This is a genomic window from Chloroflexota bacterium, from assembly GCA_013152435.1.
GTDB lineage: Bacteria > Chloroflexota > Anaerolineae > DUEN01 > DUEN01 > DUEN01.
Map to the genome: position 1 here is coordinate 12,707 of JAADGJ010000070.1, position 20,534 is coordinate 33,240.

At 66.4% G+C, this 20,534-nt stretch carries 19 protein-coding genes and 1 other RNA gene; all 20 read left to right on the forward strand.

Translation table 11 applies throughout. The features are described 5' to 3' along the window. Positions 1–124: 124 nt before the first annotated feature. The 20 genes from GXP39_09915 (at position 125) to GXP39_10010 (ending at position 20,424) form a co-directional block, all read left to right on the forward strand. A complete protein-coding gene (locus tag GXP39_09915) occupies positions 125–685 on the forward strand; it encodes an adenine phosphoribosyltransferase (protein NOZ28351.1) in 561 nt (186 codons plus the stop codon). 206 nt (positions 686–891) lie between these two features. Further along, entirely contained in the window at positions 892–1,965 is a 1,074-nt protein-coding gene (gene prfA, locus GXP39_09920) for a peptide chain release factor 1 (protein ID NOZ28352.1), read from the forward strand. Positions 1,966–2,007: 42 nt separating this feature from the next. Further along, a complete protein-coding gene (prmC, locus tag GXP39_09925; GenBank protein ID NOZ28353.1) occupies positions 2,008–3,003 on the forward strand; it encodes a peptide chain release factor N(5)-glutamine methyltransferase in 996 nt (331 codons plus the stop codon). 45 nt (positions 3,004–3,048) lie between these two features. Continuing rightward, positions 3,049–3,879, forward strand: coding sequence for an HAD family hydrolase (locus GXP39_09930; GenBank protein NOZ28354.1), 831 nt, complete (start codon positions 3,049–3,051; stop codon positions 3,877–3,879). Further along, positions 3,872–4,522 (forward strand): threonylcarbamoyl-AMP synthase, encoded by a 651-nt coding sequence (locus GXP39_09935; GenBank protein ID NOZ28355.1) that lies wholly within the window; start codon positions 3,872–3,874, stop codon positions 4,520–4,522. The genes GXP39_09930 and GXP39_09935 overlap by 8 nt, the downstream gene beginning before the upstream one ends. A gap of 280 nt (positions 4,523–4,802) precedes the next feature. Further along, positions 4,803–5,252, forward strand: coding sequence for a ribose 5-phosphate isomerase B (rpiB, locus tag GXP39_09940; GenBank protein NOZ28356.1), 450 nt, complete (start codon positions 4,803–4,805; stop codon positions 5,250–5,252). Positions 5,253–5,281: 29 nt separating this feature from the next. After that, positions 5,282–6,406 (forward strand): glycosyltransferase family 4 protein, encoded by a 1,125-nt coding sequence (locus GXP39_09945; protein ID NOZ28357.1) that lies wholly within the window; start codon positions 5,282–5,284, stop codon positions 6,404–6,406. Then, the gene (locus GXP39_09950; protein ID NOZ28358.1) at positions 6,403–7,506 is read left to right on the forward strand and encodes a glycosyltransferase family 9 protein; all 1,104 of its coding nucleotides are present in this window, start codon (positions 6,403–6,405) and stop codon (positions 7,504–7,506) included. The genes GXP39_09945 and GXP39_09950 overlap by 4 nt, the downstream gene beginning before the upstream one ends. Continuing rightward, the gene (locus GXP39_09955; protein ID NOZ28359.1) at positions 7,503–8,243 is read left to right on the forward strand and encodes a WecB/TagA/CpsF family glycosyltransferase; all 741 of its coding nucleotides are present in this window, start codon (positions 7,503–7,505) and stop codon (positions 8,241–8,243) included. The genes GXP39_09950 and GXP39_09955 overlap by 4 nt, the downstream gene beginning before the upstream one ends. Next, positions 8,237–9,238: a ribokinase gene (locus GXP39_09960; protein NOZ28360.1), complete on the forward strand. Its 1,002-nt coding sequence runs from the start codon at positions 8,237–8,239 to the stop codon at positions 9,236–9,238. The genes GXP39_09955 and GXP39_09960 overlap by 7 nt, the downstream gene beginning before the upstream one ends. Before the next feature lie 61 nt (positions 9,239–9,299). Further along, positions 9,300–9,476, forward strand: a non-coding RNA gene (gene ssrS, locus GXP39_09965) — 6S RNA. Between the two features lie 95 nt (positions 9,477–9,571). Next, positions 9,572–10,009, forward strand: coding sequence for a hypothetical protein (locus GXP39_09970; protein NOZ28361.1), 438 nt, complete (start codon positions 9,572–9,574; stop codon positions 10,007–10,009). Between the two features lie 442 nt (positions 10,010–10,451). After that, positions 10,452–12,209: a M28 family peptidase gene (locus tag GXP39_09975; protein NOZ28362.1), complete on the forward strand. Its 1,758-nt coding sequence runs from the start codon at positions 10,452–10,454 to the stop codon at positions 12,207–12,209. Between the two features lie 28 nt (positions 12,210–12,237). Continuing rightward, complete coding sequence (locus GXP39_09980) at positions 12,238–13,461, forward strand: hypothetical protein (GenBank protein ID NOZ28363.1); 1,224 nt, start codon at positions 12,238–12,240, stop codon at positions 13,459–13,461. Continuing rightward, entirely contained in the window at positions 13,461–14,234 is a 774-nt protein-coding gene (locus GXP39_09985; GenBank protein NOZ28364.1) for a hydrogenase expression protein HupH, read from the forward strand. Before GXP39_09980 ends, GXP39_09985 begins: the two co-directional genes overlap by 1 nt. Before the next feature lie 272 nt (positions 14,235–14,506). Continuing rightward, positions 14,507–16,258 carry a twin-arginine translocation pathway signal protein gene (locus GXP39_09990; GenBank protein ID NOZ28365.1) on the forward strand — a complete coding sequence of 584 codons (1,752 nt, stop codon included), beginning with the start codon at positions 14,507–14,509 and terminating at the stop codon, positions 16,256–16,258. Between the two features lie 201 nt (positions 16,259–16,459). Then, complete coding sequence (locus GXP39_09995) at positions 16,460–17,458, forward strand: ABC transporter permease (GenBank protein ID NOZ28366.1); 999 nt, start codon at positions 16,460–16,462, stop codon at positions 17,456–17,458. An 11-nt stretch (positions 17,459–17,469) separates the two neighbouring features. Beyond that, positions 17,470–18,387 carry an ABC transporter permease gene (locus tag GXP39_10000; protein ID NOZ28367.1) on the forward strand — a complete coding sequence of 306 codons (918 nt, stop codon included), beginning with the start codon at positions 17,470–17,472 and terminating at the stop codon, positions 18,385–18,387. A gap of 10 nt (positions 18,388–18,397) precedes the next feature. After that, entirely contained in the window at positions 18,398–19,408 is a 1,011-nt protein-coding gene (locus GXP39_10005; GenBank protein ID NOZ28368.1) for an ABC transporter ATP-binding protein, read from the forward strand. A gap of 104 nt (positions 19,409–19,512) precedes the next feature. Further along, positions 19,513–20,424: an ABC transporter ATP-binding protein gene (locus tag GXP39_10010; GenBank protein ID NOZ28369.1), complete on the forward strand. Its 912-nt coding sequence runs from the start codon at positions 19,513–19,515 to the stop codon at positions 20,422–20,424. The last annotated feature ends 110 nt before the right edge of the window (positions 20,425–20,534 follow it).

The following is a 20,534-nucleotide window of genomic DNA, read 5'->3' on the forward strand; positions in this document are numbered from 1 at the left end:
GAGGGAGACCACCTGAAAACACATCGTTTCATGGAATGCGTACTTTTATGGTACAATGCTGCGCCTGCGCGGGGCTCTACAGCCACGGCACAACCGGACAGATCGACATCGCGGAGGAAGAGTCATGAGCGAGCCAACCGATCAGAAATTCTACACCGTCCAGGTGGCCGGAGTCACCCGCCATCTCCCTTTGTTCGAGGTGGCGCCGGGCGTCTCCATCGCCATCTTTAACATGCTGGGTGACACGGAGGTGGTCGAGGCCGCCGCGACAGAGCTGGCCAAGCGGCTGCCCCAGGATGCGGACACGCTGTTGACGCCCGAGGTCAAGTCGATCCCGCTGGCCCACGCCCTCTCGGTTCGCATGGGCATCCCGTATGTGGTGGCGCGCAAGATCCGCAAGCCGTACATGGTGAACTCTTTGAGCGTGGAAGTCGTTTCGATTACGACGGGAAAGCCGCAGACGCTGTGGCTGGATGGGAAGGATCGCTCCCTGATCGAGGGCAAGAAAGTGATCCTGGTGGATGATGTGGTGAGCACGGGGAGCACCCTGGAGGGGATGCGCAAGCTGGTCGCCGAGGCCGGCGGCACCGTGGTGGCCGAGGCAGCCGTCTTCACCGAGGGCGATGAGGACGCCTGGCCGAACGTGATCGCGCTGGGACATCTGCCGGTCTTCAAAGAGGGCTGAGCGACCCAAGGAATTCAATCCCATAAGCCGACGGCGGGACAGGCCCCGGGCGAGGACCTCCCTGCGAGGTGGGGATCGCGGCGCATTCCCATCCCCAGCGGCCTGGACATGGCCGTTTGGTCCATTGCCAGGGGGCGATTCCTGCCGTATCGTATCCTTTGCAAGCGCTTCAGTCGCCTGCCTACGGACGTGAAGAAGGGAAAGTGATGTTTGAGCAGGTAGAACGAATCGAAGAGCGATATGAGGAGCTATCGCGACTGATGGCGGATCCGGAGGTCGTCACGGATCACGCGCGGGTCGCTCGTCTGGCGCAGGAGCAGGCGGAGATCGAGGAGACGGTCAAGACCTATCGACACTGGAAGTCGCTGAACGAGCAGATCGAAGAGGCGCGCCAGATGCTGGAGGACGAGACGGACGCGGAGATGGTGAAGTTCCTCAAGGATGAGATCCACCGCCTGGAGAAAGAACGAGAGGAGACGGAGAAACGCCTGCGCATGCTGCTCTTGCCGCGCGATCCCAACGACGAGAAGGACGTCATCATGGAGATCCGGGCGGGCGCCGGAGGCGACGAGGCCGGGCTCTTTGCCGCGGACCTGTTCCGCATGTACACGCGCTACGCGGAGAAGCAGGGGTGGAAGACCCAGGTGCTGAGCGCCAACGAGACGGGCATCGGCGGCTTCAAGGAGATCATCTTCGAGGTGAAGGGCAAGGGCGCCTACAGCCGCCTGAAGTACGAGAGCGGCGTGCACCGGGTGCAGCGAGTCCCCGCCACGGAGGCCAGCGGCCGCATTCACACGTCCACAGCCACGGTGGCCGTGCTGCCGGAGATGGACGAGGTGGAGGTCAAGATCGATCCCAAGGATCTCCGCATCGACGTGTACCGCTCCACGGGGCATGGCGGCCAGAGCGTGAACACCACGGACTCGGCGGTACGCATCACCCACCTGCCCACCGGCATCGTCGTCACCTGCCAGGACGAGCGCTCGCAGCTCCAAAACCGCATGCGGGCCATGGCGATCCTACGCGCCCGGCTGTACGACCTGGAGCGACAAAAGCAGATGGACCAGGTCACGACGGCGCGCCGCCTGCAGGTCGGCTCAGGCGATCGTAGTGAGAAGATACGTACCTACAACTTCCCCCAGAATCGGGTCACAGACCATCGGATCGGGCTGACATCCTATCGATTGGAAGAAATCCTGGATGGGGAGATCGATGAGTTCATCGAGGCGCTGGCAGCCGCCGATCAGGCGGAGCGCCTCCAAGCCACTCATGAGGTGTAACTCCCTGAAAGCGAGGAACACGAGTTGGAGGAAACGGAGAAGATGCAGGTCAATGCACGACCCGCCCTGTCCCGAAGGTGGGACGGCCGAGATGATCGGGAGCATGGAACCGAGGCACAGTATGTAGTACCATTAGGTGTTGTGAAGTGGCGATTGGCGAGGGAGACGACGGTAGGCCGGGCGTTGACGGCAGCACAGCAGCGCTTGAAGGAGGCAGGCTGCGAGACCGCCCGGCTGGACGCGGAGGTGCTGCTGGCCCATACGCTGGGCGTCAGCCGCACCTGGTTGTACGCACATCCCGAGCGCAAGCTCTTACCGGAGGAGATCGCGACCTTCGAGTCCCTGGTCGTGCGCAGGGCACAGCACGAGCCCGTGGCCTATCTGGTCGGACGCAAGTCCTTCTACGGGCTGGACTTCATCGTAGACCGAAGGGTGCTGATCCCGCGGCCGGAGACCGAGGTCCTGGTGGAGCAAGCCATTGAGGCGTTGAGCTGGTTCGACGCCCGCAACGGGGATGCCAACGTCGAGCGCAGGTTGCGGGTGGCAGACGTGGGCACGGGCTGCGGCGCCATCGCCGTCACGCTGGCGGTTCAGTGCCCCAAGGTGCACGTGTACGCGATCGACATCTCCCAGGATGCGCTGGACGTGGCCGCACAGAACGTGTGGCGGTACGGCGTAAGTGAACAGGTGACGCTCCTGCAGGGGGACCTGCTGGCCCCGCTCTCGGAGCCAGTGGAGCTCATCATCGCCAATCTGCCCTACGTGCCGGAGACGGATTGGACCACGCTGGCGCCCGATATCAGACAGTACGAGCCCCGCCTGGCGCTGGACGGCGGCCCCGACGGGCTGACGGTCATCGATCGCCTGCTGGCCCAGGCGCCCTCCTGGTTGCTGCCACAGGGAGTGATCCTGCTGGAGATCGGCCACGACCAGGGGGAGGCGGTGCGCCGCATGGCGCTGCACCACTTCCCATGGGCTCGCGTGGATGTGATTCGGGACTATGCCGATCTGGACCGCATCGTCCGTATCGTCACGTGAGGGTTACGAACCGGCGTGCACGCCCGCTCACGGAAGGGCCGTGCGGTGAACTGGAAGATCCTGGCCGTTGACCTGGATGGGACCCTGATGGCTGAGGACGGCCACATCAGTCCGACGGTGATCCAGAGCCTCCATCAGGCCCGGGAACGGGGCGTCCACGTCATCCTGGCCACCGGCCGGGCGGAGGCGCCCTCATTACGCTATGCTCATCACCTGGGGCTGAGCGATCCCGTCATCTGCTACCAGGGCGGGATGATCTGCCTCCCCGGGTCGGGCGAGGTGCTCTACGAGCGGACGATGCCCATCGAGCTGGCCGCCCAGGTGGCCCGATGGGGACGGGCGCACCAGCGCCACCTGCTGCTATTCGCAGACGGACAGATGTGGATCGAGGAGCGACATCACCCGGACGCCATGTACGATCGCTGGATCGGGCTTCCGGCGCGAGAGGTCCCTTCGCTGGCGGAATGGCTGAACTCCGGCCGGATCCGCCGGGTGCTCAAGTTCATCGATTTCCTGCCGGAAGACGAGCGCTCCTCACAACAGCCGGAGATGGCGTGGCGTGCCGGCTTCGGCGGACAGGCCCAGATCGTCCGCTCCGACCCTAAGTTCGTGGAGATCACCGCCCCCGGGGTTACCAAGGGGGAGGCTCTGGCCTGGCTGGCCAGGACGTGGGAAATCCCTAGAGAGCAAGTGATCGCCGTAGGAGATGCGGAGAACGACCTGGCGATGATCGAGTGGGCCGGCCTGGGGATCGCGATGGGGCAGGCGAACGCGCGCGTCCAGACCGCTGCGGACTGGGTGGCCCCTCCCATCGACGAGGACGGCGTGGCTGCCGTGATCGCACGATTCATTCTCGACGGAGTACTCCATGGCTGAGATCGTTTTGGCATCGGATTCCGAGGCGCTGGATGAGGCCTTGGATCGTGCGGCACAGGTTCTGCGTACCAACGGACTCGTAGCTTTTCCGACGGACACGGTGTACGGCGTGGCCGCTCACGCCTTCTCCCCCCGGGCGGTCGAGCGCATCTATCAAGCCAAAGGGCGGCCGACCGATCGGCCGATCCCGCTGCTGCTAGCCGATCCCGAGGATATGGAGCTCGTCGCCCGGGAGATCCCTCAGATGGCCTGGGACCTGGCGGAGCTCTTCTGGCCGGGGCCGCTCACCCTGGTCCTGCCGGCACATCCTCGCGTGCCCAAGCCGGTGATCGCCGGCGGGGATTCCGTAGCGGTGCGCATCCCCGACCACCTGATCCCCCAGGGGCTGGCGCGACTCCTCCACGCCCCCCTGGCGACCACCAGCGCCAACCGCTCCGGCGAGCCCGACGCGGTCACCGCCCAGGAGGTGGACGAGCAGATCGGGCCCAACATCGATCTCATCCTTGACGGCGGCCCGTGTCCCGGGGGAGTTCCTTCCACCGTCCTGGATCTCACGACCGACCCGCCCCGCCTGCTGCGCCCGGGGCCGATCACCCGGACCATGCTGGCCGAGGTGCTTTCCTACCTCCACCCCGTGGAGTAGCCGGGGGAAGCTGCGCCAAGCCCCCCTCCGCTCCTCCCCTCAAGGAGCACAGAAGGCAGGGCGATTTCCATATTCGCCCCCTCTTGAAAGCTTTGAAAACGGACGTTATAGGGGCGCCCCTCGTGGGCGCCCGAGGACAGCTACAAGGGCTGCGCCCCTCAAAGCCCCCCGCCGTATTTCCACCGAAAGGGGATACGCCGCCCGCCCCCACACTGATTGGCGTCGGCCTCGCGACATGCTATAATTCCACCGCATGGATCTCAATGGGGAGGGTCTGCGCATGCGTGTCGCGGTGGCATCGGATCACGCCGGGCTGGATCTTAAGAAGGAGATCATCGCCTTTCTGCGCATGGAAGGATTCGACGTGGAGGATCTGGGACCCCATACGGACGACTCGGTGGACTATCCAGACTACGCCCATAAAGTCGTGCAACGGCTTCAGGCGGGAGAGTGCACGTTCGGCATCCTGATCGGCGGCACCGGCATCGGCATGAGCATCGCCGCCAACCGATACCCGGGCATCCGGGCGGCCGTCTGCACCGACGCCTACATGGCCCGGATCAGCCGCGAGCACAACGACGCCAACATCCTCTGCCTGGGCGCCCATGTGGTCGGCACGGGGCGGGCGCTGGACATCGTGCACACGTGGATCCGAGCCTCGTTCGACGGCGGCCGACATGCCCGCCGGGTGGCCAAGCTCGAGCCAAGGCCCGAATGGCAGATGGATTGAACGCGGCCAGCGGACCGCCCGACAGGCCGATGCTGATCGGAGTGGATGCCAGCCGGACGCTGCGCGCGCAACGCACCGGCACCGAGCGGTACTCCCTGGAGCTGATCCGCCACATGCTGGCCCTGGACCAGCGGCACCAGTGGCGTTTATACGGCCCATCGCCGCCCCCGCCGGGGCTCATCGAAACCCACGAGCGGGTGAGCTGGCGCGTGATCCCCATGCCACGCCTGTGGACCCACCTGGGGCTGAGCTGGGAGATGCTCACCCGGCCGCCGGATGTCCTGTTCGTGCCTGCACACGTGCTTCCCCTCTGGAGGCCACGCCGCACCGTCGTCACGGTACACGACCTGGGCTACCGCCACCACCCCGAAGCCCACCCATGGCGTCAGCGGCTCTACCTGGAATGGTCCACGCGCTGGAACGCGCGCGCGGCCACCATGATCCTGGCCGACTCCCAGGCAACACGAGACGACCTGGTGTCCACCTACCACGTAAGCCCCGACAAGGTGATCGTGGCCTATCCCGGCCGAGACGAGTCACTGCGACAGGTGCGAGACCCTGAGGCGCTGGCGGCGACGAGGGCGCGCTACAACATCGGCCCACACTACATCCTCTATGTGGGAACCCTCCAGCCACGCAAGAACCTGGTTCGGCTCATCCGGGCGTTCGCCCGGGTGATCACGCAGGACGAGGCCATACCCGCAGACCTGGAACTGGTGATAGCCGGCCGGCCGGGCTGGCTCTCCGCCCCCATCCTGGCCGAACCCCGGCGGCTGGGGATCGAGCAGCGGGTGCGCTTTCCCGGCTATGTCGCCGACGAGGACCTGGCCGCCCTGATCTCCGGCGCCCAGATCTTCGCCTACCCCTCCCTATACGAAGGGTTCGGCTTCCCAGTGTTGGAGGCGCAGGCATGCGGCGTACCGGTCCTCACCTCCACCGTCTCCTCGTTGCCGGAGGTAGCCGGCGACGCGGCCTGGCTCGTGGATCCCGAGGACGAGGAGGCCATCGCGGCAGGACTGCGCAGGCTTCTGTCCGATCCCGACCTGCGTCAGGACCTGATCCGGCGCGGACGCGATAACGTGCGACGCTTCTCCTGGGAACGGACGGCGCGTCAGGTGCTGGACCTCCTGGAGCGCGTGGGGAGGACGCCATGACGCCATCCCTCCAGCGGATCCTGGCGGTGAAGCTGGCCGACATGGGAGACGTGCTGCTCTGCACGCCCGCCCTGCGAGCGCTGCGGGCGGCTTATCCACATGCCCGGCTGGATGTGCTGGTCACCCCCCACACCGCCCCGCTGATCGCCCGCCTGGAGCTATCCGATCGGATCATCCCCTTCCCCAAGCACGATTACGACGATCCTCGCTCGCTCTGGCGCCCCGACCGATGGCGGCAGCTCATAGGACTATACGCAACGCTGCGATCGGCCGGCTACGATGCGGTGGCGCTGTTCCACCATCTCAGCACCGGCTATGGCGCGCTGAAATGGCGAATGTTGGCCATAGCGACTGGGGCGCCGTGGATCGCTGGATTGGACAACGGCCGGGGGCACGGCTGGCTCACACGCCCCGTGCCCGACCAGGGGTTCGGCAAACGGCACGAGGTGGAATACGCCCTGGCGATCGCTCAGGCCCTGGGAGCGGACATAGAGGACGATTCCCTGACCGTGCCCCGGCGCCCGGATGAGGACGAGCGAGCGACCGGACTCCTGGGGGACGATCGGCTCCCGTACATCGTGATCCACGCGGGATCGGGCGGCTACAGCCGGGCCCGCCGCTGGGCGCCGGAGCGGTTCGCAGCCGTGGCGGATGCCCTGATCGACCAATTGGGAGCGCACGTCATCCTGGTGGGCACGGAGGCGGATGACGGCCTGGCTGTAGCGCGGGCCATGCGCCGGACGGCGCTCAACCTGCAGGGGCGAACCGATCTACCCGACCTGATCGCCGTGCTGCGGCGCAGCCGCCTGTTCATCGGGGCGGACTCGGGCGTGATGCACCTGGCGGCCGCCGTGGGCGTCCCCGTCGTCGCCATCTTCGGCCCGTCCAATCACCGGGCATGGGCACCATGGGCGCCGCCGGAGCGGATACGGATCGTGCGAACCGGCATCCCGTGCAGCCCTTGTTCGTACATCGGGACGCAGGTGGGAGCACGCGATGGATGCCCGCAGCGCACCTGCATGGCCGGGATAACGCCGGAGATGGTGATCGAGGCCGCGCTGGAGCTATGGAGCGAGCACGGAGGAAAGCCCACGGGATGAGCGAGTGGCGTGTGTTGGGCGTCCGGGTGGATCCGCTGACGATGGAAGAGGCGCTGGAGCGCCTGGGACAGTTCGTGGCCCAGGGCACCCCGCATCACGTCGTCACCGTGAACCCAGAGTACGTGATGACCTCCCGTCGCCATCCCGAGTTCCGCGCCACCCTGGAGGCAGCCGACCTCTGCCTGGCCGATGGCATCGGGCTGCTCTGGGCGGGACGGATCCTGGGACGCCCCCTGCCGGAGCGAGTGGCCGGCTCCGATCTGCTGCCCCGGATCGCCGAGCGAGCGGCCCAGGAGGGCTGGCGCCTCTTCTTCCTGGGCGCGCAGCCGGGCGTCGCCCGGCGAGCCGCCGATATCCTGCAGGCTCGCCACCCCGCACTTCGCATCGCGGACACATATCCCGGATCGCCCGCCGACGACGAGGCCCCTGAGATCGTGCGACGTGTGCGGGCGGCGGAGCCGGACATGCTATTCGTGGCCTACGGCGCGCCCGAGCAGGACCTGTGGATCGCCCGCCACCGGGACGCGCTGGCGGTCCCCGTGATGATGGGGGTTGGTGGGGCGTTCGATTTCATCGCCGGCGTGGTCAAACGGGCGCCGCCCCGGATGCGGCAGATGGGGCTGGAGTGGCTCTACCGGCTGACCCGGCAGCCGTGGCGGTGGCGGCGCATGCTGGCCCTACCCCACTTCGCCATCCGGGTGATGGCGGAGCGTATCCTGGGAGAGAGAGCATGGTGACAGAGACGACGACCCTCGTCAGACGACTGGCCGGACACCGGGTTGTGGTCATCGGCGACCTGATCCTGGATGAGTACCTGGTCGGGCGGGCCACGCGGCTGAGCCGGGAGGCGCCCGTCCCCGTGCTGGAGTATATGCGCAGCTTCACCGTGCTGGGGGGCGCCGCCAATCCGGCGCACAACGTAGCAGCCCTGGGGGGACAGGCGGCCGTGGTCGGCCTGGTGGGGGACGACGCCGACGCCCGCCGGCTGATGGATCAGATGACAGCGGCCGGGCTGGACACCAGCGGCGTCGTGGTGAGCCCGGGACGATGCACCACGGTGAAGACCCGGATCGTGGCGGAGGGATCCCTGATCTTCGCCCAACACCTGGCGCGCATCGATCGGGTGCGGCGGGAGCCGGTGACCGGCGAGGCATTGGAGCAGCTACAGACGCACATCCGACGTCTGGCCGCCGAGGCGGACGCGCTGCTCATCTCAGACTATCGATCGGGTGTGGTGGTCCCCGCGCTGGTGGAGACGGCAAGGGATGCCGCCCGTGAACATGGGCTCCTGTTGGCAGTGGACTCCCAGGGCCGGCTGGACGCCTTTCCCGGGTTCGACCTGGTCAAATGCAACCGGGCCGAGGCGGAGGCGCAATGGGGCCGCCCGCTGGCAGGAGACCGGGACCTTGAGCGGGCGGCGACGGAGCTGCGATCCCGACTGAGGGCGGGCGCCCTGGTGATCACCCGAGGACCCGAGGGCATGACCATCGCCGCCCACGACCGGCCTGTGCTCCACCTCCCGGCGGCGAATCGATCGGAGGTGTTCGACGTCACCGGGGCAGGCGACACGGTGATCGCCGTGATGACGCTGGCGCTGGCGGCGGGGCTGGAGACGCCGGTCGCGGCGCGCCTGGCCAACGCGGCGGCCGGGCTCGTGGTGCGTCGGCTGGGAAACGTCACCGTCTCCCCGGAGGAGCTGGCCGACGTTTTGCAGGCGATGGATGGCGGATGAACGGGGTTGGGCCGCAAGGGCTATTTGCCAACCCAAGCGAGTTGTGGTATTTTAGAGGTGCGATACCCTGCGGTGTCCGTGATGCCAAGCAGCCGTTTTGAGCCAACACCAAAACTTAGGGAGCCGTTTGCCAGAGGGGGAATGTGATAGCCCGTTGTGGCAAGACAGGAACCCTCGGTAGGCACCCACCTGCGAAAGCAGGTTCAAAACACGTTGGCACACGGCACGGCGGGGATCTTGCGAGCAAGAGGCTGCCGGTGTAAGTCGGCGGCCTTTTGTTTTCCGGGGGAAGCCCCGGCCACCATATGGGAAGCAGGGAGGGGAGACGGAACCATGAAGGTATTCATCGCAGGGATCATGCAGGGCTCCAATCCAGGGCTGGAACTCCACCCGCAAGACTATCGAAGCCGGATCGCCCGGGTGATCCAGGAGGCACATCCACAGGCGGAGATCATAGATCCCTGGGCGCTGCATCCTGATTCCGTGAACTATCCGCCGGATCGGGCCAAGCAGACGCTGCTGGAGATGACCCGCGCGGCGGGCGAATCGGACGTCGTCGTGGCGTACGTCCCGCAGGCCAGCATGGGGACCGCGATGGAGATGTACGAGGCCTACCGACGCGGCCGGGTCATCATCTCCATCTCGCCATTAGAGGAGAACTGGGTGGTGCAGCACCTCTCCGACGTCGTCCTGCCGGACCTGGACGCGTTCGAGGCGTGGGTGCGATCCGGTGGGCTGAGACGGCGGATCAAGAGCGAAACGACGGGGTGACGCCTCCCCCTCCCCACCAGACGGCACGGTCGTGAATAGCACCATAGCGGCGGCGGGATCTCCCGCCGCTTTCGCTTTTCCGGCGGATTCTGTTTTTCAGAGTGTAACGGCGTTTGACATCCGTTCCACACTAGGCTACAATCTCTTAGAGCACACGCATGACATATCCTCTAACGTATACCTCCCGACGAAGATGTCCTCCTGCGGTCAACGTTGACCTCCCATGACGTTCTAGGCGAGCACACAGCTTGCGACGGTGACGCTGCGCCCCAAGGGCACCACCCGGCGGAGCCATTTCGCGTGGAATCGAACGGGAAAGCGCGCGGCCATACCATGCAAGCCACCGCCCTCTCCGCCCCATACCCGCCGCCGCGACGAGATCGCGACGCGAGGCGGCCGGGCGGAGATCACCATCTTACACACGCACGAGGAGGAGAGAACCGTGGGCCATCCCCATCCCGGGCTCGTCCCGGCCGTTGAACAGCGCTTGCTTGACGAGATCTCCATCGAGGAGCCGTGGGCGCTCATCGAGCGGTTCTCCACGCTCGTCCGGGAATCGGGCAGCGAGGACGAGCGCACCGCGGCCCAATACATCGCCGATCGCCTGCAAGCGCTCGGCGTGCCTCACACGGTGTACCAGCCCGAGCTGTACCTCAGCGTCCCGCGCTCGGCCAGCGTCACCATCGAAGGCGGATCGCGCACCATCCAGGCCAAGGCCCCCAGCTTCTCCGCCAACACGGGCCCCAAGGGGCTTACCGGCGAACTCGTCTACGTCCCCCCTGCGGAGACCCGCTTCTTCGACGAGATCTTCGATCCCACGGGGATCCCGGACGTGGACGTGCGCGGCAAAATCGTGCTGGCGGAGGGGTTCGGCGGCCCCGGCCCCGCTTACGACTTCGAGCAGCGGGGCGCCATCGGCCAGATCTACATCAACCCGGGCGAGCGCATCCACTGGGGCATCTGCACGACCATCTGGGGCACGCCCGATCTGGACACGCTGCCCCGCAAGCCCAAGACCCCCGTCGTGGCCATCAACCACCCGGACGGGGAGGCGCTGAAGGCCGCACTGGCCCAGGGCCCTGTGCACGTCACCATCCACACCGACCTGGCGGAAGGGTGGATGACCTGCCCCCTGGTCGTGGCCGAGATCCCGGGGACGGAGGAGCCGGAGAAGTTCCTCCTGGTGCACGGGCACCTCGACTCCTGGGACGTGGGCATCGGCGACAACGCCGTAGGGGATGCGACGCTCCTGGAGCTGGCCCGGATCTTCTGGAAACATCGGGACCTGCTCAAGCGCAGCATCCGGATCGCCTGGTGGCCGGGGCACTCCACGGGCCGCTACGCGGGCTCCACCTGGTATGCGGACACCTTCGCCATCGACCTGGCGGAGAATTGCATCGCCCAGGTGAACATCGACAGCCCGGGCTGCCGCTGGGCCACGGAATACTACGACATCTCGTGGATGGCGGAGGCGGAACCGTTCTGCCAGCAGGCTATCCGGGACGCCACGGGAAAGGAGGCCGAGGGAGGACGCCCCTACCAGGCCGGAGACTACTCCTTCAACAACATCGGCATCACCTCCTTCTTCATGCTCCTGTCCTCCATGCCCAAAGAGCTGATCGAGGAGAAGGGCTACTACCCGGTCGGCGGGTGCGGCGGGAACATCGGCTGGCACACCGAGGACGACACCCTGGAGCTGGCCGATCGGGACAACCTGCTGCGGGACCTGCGCGTGTATGTGACCGCCATCAGCCGGGTGGCCAACGCCCGGCTGTACCCCTTCAATTTCGTGCATCTGGCGGACGAGTTCCTGGGCACGCTCGCCCGATACCAGGAGGCGGGCCGGGGGCGATTCGACCTCTCGCCCGTCATCGAGGAGGCCCAGGCGCTGCGAGAGGAGCTGGTCCGCTTCCACGCCCAGGCGGCCGAGGCCGACGATCCCCGCCCCTACAACGAGGCCATGCTGCGGCTGGCCCGGGTGTTGGTGCCCATCAACTACACCCGCCACGGCCGCTTCCGCACCGAGCCGGCCGTCTCCGTCCCGCCGCTGCCCGATCTGGCGCCGATCATGGATCTGGGGACGATGGACCCCGACAGCGACATGGCCCGCTTCACCCAGGCGCACCTGGTGCGCGGGCGCAACCGGGTCATCTGGGCGCTGCGAGAGGCACGAGCGATCGCGGCCCGAGCATGCTCTTAACCGAAGATCATCACAAGCCGAGGGGAACATGACCGATCCAGGCGATCTCCTGCACCTGATGCGGGGCATTGTGAACGTGCGACGATTCCGGCCGGACCCGCTCCCCGAGGGGTTGTTGGAGGAGCTGCTGACGGCCTTCGCCCAGGCGCCCTCCATGGCCAACACGCAGAGCTGGGAGGTCATCCACGTCACAGACCCGGCGGTGAAGTCCGCCCTGGTCCAGACGACCCTGGACCCGATCCTGACGCCCGGCTCCAACGGGGCGCAGGGATGGCTGGCGGACGCGCCGCTGATCCTGGCGCCGGTGATGGAGGGAAAGCGAGCCCGGGCCCGCTTCGGACCTCGCGGCGCCGTCTTCGGCCAGCAGGACGTGGCGATGGCGGTGCAGAACCTGCGGCTGGCCGCGTGGGCGCACGGGGTGGCCAGCGCCTGGGTGCGAGAAGTGGACGATGAAGCGCTGCGCGCCGTCTTGGGGCTGCCGTGGTACGTGGAGCCGGCCGGACTGTTGGCCCTGGGCTATCCGGCCGACGACGCCATCCTGGAGACCCCGCCCAAGCTGAGCCCGGAGGAGTTCCTGCACCGAGAGCGTTGGGCCGACGCTCCCGCCGACGCCCCGGAGCGCCCGGCCCAGCCGATGGAGCATCCCCCGACCGGGCCCGATCTCTCCGACGATCTGGCCCTCGTCATGGACATCCTGGCCCGCCGACGCAGCATTCGGGCCTTTAGCGATCGGCCGCTGCCGGACGACTGGATGGTCCCCCTGCTGCGCGCCGCCACCCTGGCCCCCACCAGCGGCAACATGCAGGCCTGGGAATTCGTCGTGGTGGAGGACCCGGACGTCCGGGAGCAGCTGGTCGCCGCCACGTTCAGCGGCTACCACGCCGGCCCCGGCAACCCGCAGCGATGGATCTCCCGCGCGCCGGGGCTCATCGCTCTGTGCGTGGACACCAAGCGGACCGGCGCTCGCTACGGCCAGGAGGGCAAACGATACTGGGCGCTGGTCGACGTCGCCATCGCAGCCGAGAACATGGTGATCGCCGCCACGGCGATGGGGCTGGGGACCTGCCTGGTGGGCGGGCTCCGCCCGGACGAGGTCGTCCGGGCCCTGGGGCTACCCGATCACGTCCGCCCCTTCGCCCTGTTGGCCGTGGGGTACCCGGCGGAGAACCCGCCCCCACGCCCCCGGCTGCCGATCGTCGACATCACTCACCGAGACCGTTACGACCGTCCGTACTTCACAGAGGAGGTGTGATGATGCGCATCGTCTACGTGGTGCCGGGCCCCATGGGAAGCTCGCCCGAGGGCAAGGCCGAGCTGGAGCGACGGGGCAGGCTCCTGCAGGAGTTCGCCGCGCCCGGCACCCAGGTGGACATCGTGGACGTGCCCCAGGGGCCAGCCTCCATCGAGTCCATGTATGAGGAGTACATCAGCATCCCGGCGACCGTGGAGCTGATGCTGGAGATGGAGGCCCAGGGCTACGACGCGGCCATCCTGGGCTGCTTCGGCGACCCGGGGCTGGACGCCATGCGGGAGATGCTGACCATGCCCGTGGTCGGCCCGGGCGAGGCGTCGTTCCTGACGGCCGCCATGTTGGGGCACCAGTTCTCCGTCATCACCATCATGCAGAGCGTGGTGGCGCCCACGCGATGGCAGGTGCGCAAGGCCGGCGTGGGGGAGAAGCTGGCCTCGGTGCGGGCCATCGATGTGCCCGTCCTGGAGCTGGCACGCGACCGCCAAGCCACGCTGGAGAAGATGATCGCCGAGGGCCGCAGAGCCATGGAGGAGGACGACGCCGACGTGCTGGTGCTGGGATGCATGACCATGGGCTTCCTCATGGTGGCGGAGGACCTGTCCGACGCCCTGGGGATCCCGGTCGTGAACCCCTCCCGCACCAGCCTGAAGGTGGCGGAGATGCTGGTCGGCGCACGGCTGACCCACTCCAAGCGAGCGTACATGACGCCGCCCAAGCTGGCGGCGGGGAAGGCGAAGGGAAGCAAAGGGCTTCTCGTCACCAAAGGGAAATAACCGGCCGGGGGACGCAGGGCCTCCCTATCCCCGATCGGGGCATACGACGCAGCGCGCGAGGCGATATCCGAGCCCGCGTTCCCCGACGAAGCACCGAGCGTGTCCGGAGCATATCCATCCCCCCAGGCTGGCCGAGTCGTCCGGCGCCTCATCCCGCTTCCCGGACAGGCTGCGACGAAAGGAGGTGGTGTCCAAAGGCGCATCGTTGGCTTATCGTTCCGTAGACGCGCACGACGAACGATCCACACGACTACAAGCGTAGGAGGTACGTAATGAGCTTCAGAAGGCTACTCTGGACTTCCCTGATCCTGATCTCCCTGGTTCTCTCCGCCTGTGCGCAGGCGACGCCTACACAGCCCGCCGCGCCCGCAGAGGAGAAGCCCGCCGCACCTGCGGAGGAGCAGCCGGCCGCGCCCGCGGAGGACACGGCCGCTCGCCGCATTCGGCAGCTCGTGGTGCTGAGCAACACCCAGGGCGCGGACCCGCAGGAGTTCGAGGCGACGCGCCTGGTGGTCGAGACGCTGAAGCAGCTGGGGTTGGACGTGGTGCAGCGCGCCATCCCCTGGGAGCAGCAGGCCGATCTCGTCTGGTACAATCGCGAGAGCTGGGACATGACGGGCTGGCGCATGGTGGGCCGGCCGGAGCGCATGGACCCGGACGAGTTCATCTACAACCTGTTCCACTCCTCCACAGCGCCCTCGGGATACAACTTCGTCGGCTACATCAACCCCGAGTACGATCAGGTGGCGGAAGCCCAGCGCTCTGAGGTGGATCGTGAGAAGCGCCGAGAGCTGGTCTACAAAGCCCAGGAGATCATCGCCAACGACCAGCCTTACGTCTTCTGGATCTACCCGCTGGTCAGCTACGTGTACAACAACGAGGTATGGGAGCCCGACTCCATCGTCGACGCCGCCGGCATCGGGATCAAGAACTTCTGGACCTTCGTCAACGCCACGCCCAAGGGCGACCAGAAGGACATGATCCTCAACAGCGCCGACGTGGTGCAGGCCGTCAATCCTCTTTACATCAGCGGAGCCGTGGACTCCTGGATCACCGAGCTGGTGTGGGACCGGCTCATGCGCATCGGGCCCGACGGTCTGCCCCAGCCGTGGGCGGCCGAGAAGGTGGAGTGGATCGACAACACCACCGTGGACGTCACCCTGCGCCAGGGGATGAAGTGGCACGACGGCGAGCCGGTGACCGTGGATGACGTGGTCTTCTCCTTCCAGGCGCCGATGATGGGGGACGAGGCCCCCATGTACAAGCCGTTCGTGGCCAAGATCCAGGACATCGAGGTGATCGGCGATAACGTGGTCCGCTTCAAGCTGAAGGAGCCCTACGCCGCGTTCGAGACCGCTTCGCTGGCCAAGATCAACCTGATCCCCAAACACATCTGGGAGCCGGTGTTGAAGGACCTGATGGAGAAGCCGGAGAACGCGGAGTCCTACCAGGAGGAGATCCCCATCGGATCCGGCCCCTTCAAGTTCGTCCACTGGAAGCCGGCCGAGGAGGTGATCCTGGAGGCCAATCCGGACCACTTCAACGCGCCCAAGATGAATCGCTGGATCCTGCGGGTCATCCCCAACGTGGAGGCGACCCTGGGCATGCTGAAGACCGGCGAGATCAACTTCCTGTCGGACTACACCGGCGACCTGGAGCTGTTGAAGAGCCAGGTGGACAAGCAGGACAACCTGACCATGGTCTCCACCGTCGAGGTGGGCTTCCGCTTCCTGGCCTTCAACCTGCGCCGGCCGCCCTTCAATGACGCAGCGTTCCGGCGGGCGGTGGCCACCGCCATCCCCAAGCAGGTGATCCTCCAGTCGGTCTACAAGGGGTTCGGCGTGATCGCGGACTCGCACGTCTCGTCGGCGCTGGAATACTGGCACAACCCCAACTTGCCCAAGTTCGGCGAAGGAGATATCCAGAAGGCCAAGCAGATCCTGGCCGACGCCGGGTATGCATGGGATGACGAAGGACGCCTTCTGTATCCGGAAGGACAGGTGGAGACGCTGGCAGGCGAATAGGCCGCATTCGCCCCGGTCCCATAATGCCCGCATCACAGTAGGGGCGGGTCTGAGACCCGCCCCTACAATCCTACAATCCAAGCCAACCAGGCAACAAATGGCGGGAAAAAGTGCTTCTCCAGGGCTGCAGGACTTGATGCCAACGGGACAGGATAATTCCGCCCTTGCTTCCGAAATCGCGTATGCAGGAGAGGAGGGACGATGCAACAAGGACGCTGGCGTTACCTGGTCGGGCGTCTGCTGCAAAGCGTCCTGGTCTTGTGGGTGGTGGTGACCATACTGTTCCTGATCTTTCGGCTGGCGCCGGGGAACCCATTGGTGGCCTATATCGACCCCACCTTCACGGAAGAGCAGCAGCAGATCCTGCTCCACCAGTTCGGGCTCGATCGGCCGCTATGGGTGCAATATTTCATCTACCTCGGCAACCTGCTGAAGGGAGAGCTTGGGCAATCATTCTTCTATCGTGATTCCGTATCTCAACTGGTGTGGGAGGCCTTCCCCAACACCATCCTGCTGACCGGCGTGGCCCTGGTATTGGCCTACATCGCAGGCGTGATCGGGGGCATCATCATGGCGTGGCGGCGGGGAACCTGGCTGGAGAAGATCGGGATCACCTTCACCCTGATGACCCGTGCCGCCCCCGAGTTCTGGGTCGGCATGATCGCCCTGACCATCTTCTCCTTCACCCTGGGCTGGTTCCCCTCATCGGGGGCCACCAGCCCGGGCACGATCTACGAGTCCGAGCTGGAGAAGATCCTCTCCCTGGACTTCTGGCGCCACCTGGCGCTGCCCGCCCTGACCATGGCGCTGTACCTGCACGGCCTCCCCCTGCTCCTCATGCGCAACAACATGCTGGACGTGCTGGAGGAGGACTTCATCGTCATGGCGCGCATGAAGGGGCTCTCCGAGTGGCGGATCATGTTGCGCCACGCCGCCCGGAACGCGCTGCTCCCCGTGGTGACCGCGATGGCGCTGGGGGTGGGCTACAGCATCGGCGGCAACGTCGTGATCGAGAACGTCTTCGGCTGGCCCGGCATCGGCCGCCTGCTGGTGCGAGCCGTCGGCGCCAGCGATTACCCGCTGGCCCAGGGGGCCTTCTTCCTGATCGCCGTGGTGATGGTCGTCATGAACCTGGTGGCCGATCTGCTATACGGGCTGTTGGATCCCCGAGTCTCCACCGCCAGGAGGGTAGGAGGATGACAACCGAGACGATGGTCCCTCCCTCTCAAGCGACATGGCGTCGTTCGTGGGTGGTCGAGAACCTGCTCAGCGCGCTGAGGGCCTCGGCCCAGGTGCTGCGACAGGACCGCTTCGCGCTGGCGGGGGCGCTGATCTACGCCTTCTTCCTGCTCGTGGCGATTCTGGCGCCCTACATCGCGCCCTACGATCCCCAATCCATCGTCACGGACGAGGCGGGCACCTGGATGGCCAACCAGAAGCCCTCCGCCCAGTTCCTGCTGGGGACCACCAACGTCGGACGCGATATCTTCTCCCAGCTCGTGTATGGCGCGCGGGCGGCCCTGCTGGTCGGCTTCACGGCCGCGCTGGCGGTCGCCATCATCGGGACGTTGGTCGGGCTGATCGCCGGGTACTACGGCGGCATGGTGGACACCATCCTGATGCGCATCACCGATGTCGCCTTCGGCATCCCGTTCCTCCCCCTGGTCATCGTCCTGGTCGCCTTCCTGGAGCCCAGCATCTGGAACACGGTGGCGGCTATGGCGCTGCTCCTGTGGCGCGACTCCGGGCGGGTGATCCGGGCGCAGGTGCTGACGGTGCGCGAGCGCAGCTTTGTGGAGGCGGCGCGGGTCACCGGGGCCAGCGACCTGCGGATCATCTTCCTGTACATCGCGCCCAATATCCTGCCGCTCACCTTCCTGTACGGATCGCTGGCCGTCGGCTGGGCGATCCTGACGGAGGCGGCGGTCAGCTTCCTGGGCTTCGGCGACCCGAACACCATCAGCTGGGGGTACATGTTGCAGGACGCCTACGTCTCGCAGGCGATGGCGCGCCAGGCCTACTACTGGTTCATCCCGCCGGGCCTGTGCATCATGCTGACGGTGATGGCCGGATTCTTCATCGGGCGAGGCTTTGAGGAAGTGCTCTTCCCGAGATTGCAACGGCAATGACGAGGAGCCCATGGTGCTATTAGAGGTAAAGGACCTGAAGATCTATTACGATACCACTCGCGGTTCGGTCAAGGCCGTGGACGGCGTGAGCTTCTCCTTGAAGCAGGGGCAGCATCTGGGGCTGATCGGAGAGAGCGGCTGCGGCAAGACCACCGTCGGACGGGCGATCGTGCGCGTGCTGCCTCGAAACGCCCAGATCGTGGGCGGCGAGATCCGCTTTCGCGATCGGGATCTGCTCTCGCTGAGCGAGCGGGAGATGCGCCAGGTCCGCTGGCGTGACATCGCCATCATCCCGCAATCGTCCATGGACGCTCTGGACCCCGTCTACCGGGTGGGAGATCAGGTCATCGAGGTGTTGGTGGAGCGCGGCGGATACGATCGCTCCTCGGCCCGGGAGCGCGCGGTGGAGCTCTTCCAGCTGGTGGGGCTCGATCCCGACCGGTTGCGCTACTACCCACACGAGTTCAGCGGCGGGATGAAGCAGCGCGCCGTGATCGCCATGTCGCTGGCGCTGGATCCGGCGTTGATCATCGCCGACGAGCCGGTGACCGCGCTGGACGTGATCGTCCAGCACCAGGTGCTCCAGCGCTTTCGGGATCTGCAAGAGCGGCTCTCCCTCTCGGTCCTGATGATCACGCACGACATGTCGGTGGTCGCGCAGACGTGCGACTCGGTGGTCGTCATGTACGCCGGGAAGATCATGGAATGGGGAGACGTGGACCAGATCTTCTACCGCCCCTTCCACCCCTACACGTTGGGCCTGAAACAGGCCTTTCCCAACCTGGCGCAGCCCCGGGATGTGCTGATCTCCATCGAGGGATACCTGCCGGACCTGATCGACCCGCCGCCGGGATGCCGGTTCGCCGATCGCTGTCCCTTTGTGCTCTCCCGCTGCCGCGAGGAGGCGCCCTCGCTGATCCAGGTCGAGGATGGGCACTGGGTCGCCTGCCATCGAGTGGAGGACGTGGAGGAGTTGAGAGTTCGGGCGCAGGAGGTGGAGACGTGGCAGACGCTCGCGTAGTGGCCCAAACCGAGGGAGCGAGCCGAGCTTCGGATGCCGGGCCGCTTTTGCAGGTGCAGGACCTGAAGAAGTACTTCCCGCTCCGTCAGAGCTTCTGGGCGGCGATGCGCGGCCGGGACGAGGGGCTGGCCGTGCGCGCCGTGGACGGGGTCACCTTCGATCTGGCGCGAGGGGAATCGCTGGGGCTGGCCGGGGAGAGCGGCTGCGGCAAAACGACGACCGGCAAGCTGGTGCTCAAGCTGGTGGAGCCGACGAGCGGCGACATCCTCTTCAACGGCCGGTCCCTGCGAGAGCTATCGGGCTCCGACCTCAAAGCGTTCCGCCGCCGCGCCCAGCTCATGTTCCAGAACCCCTATGAGGCGCTGAACCCACGCTTCACCATTTACCGCTCCCTCCTGGAGCCGCTCCTGATTCACGGCATCGGCGATGCCCAGGAACGGGAGGAGCGCGTCTTCCAGGCGCTGGAGCGGGTCCACTTGAGCCCGCCGGACAACTATCTCAGCAAGTACCCCCACCAGCTCAGCGGCGGCCAGCTGCAACGGGTGGTGCTGGCGCGAGCCCTGGTGCTGGAGCCCGCCTTCCTGGTAGCGGACGAGCCGGTCTCCATGCTGGACGTCTCCGTGCGGGCGGGCATCCTCAACCTGATGCGGGAGATGCGAAGGGACCTGAACCTGGCGGTGATCTACATCTCCCACGACCTGTCGCTGATCCAGTACATGTGCGAGCGCACGGCCATCATGTACCTGGGACGCATCGTGGAGATGGGGCCGACGCGGCAGGTGATCGGCGAGCCGCTGCACCCGTACACACAGGCGCTGGTCTCCGCCGTGCCGGTGCCCGATCCGCATCATCGGGCGCCCGCGCTGCGCATCAAGGATACCGTGCCCACGCCGATCCATCTACCGCCGGGCTGCCGCTTCCAGGACCGCTGTCCCCACTTCATGCCCGTCTGCCGGGAGCCAGTCCCCCAGGTGCAACGAGACGGCCGCCTGGTGGAGTGCCACCTGTACGCCTGAGAGCGTGTCTGAAAATTTACCGGTAAGGTGCCTGAGGGGTCTGCCTCAACGACCAGCTCCACAGGGGGAGGTGTGGAGGGGGCCTCCCCTCCACGGAAAACCCACTTTTC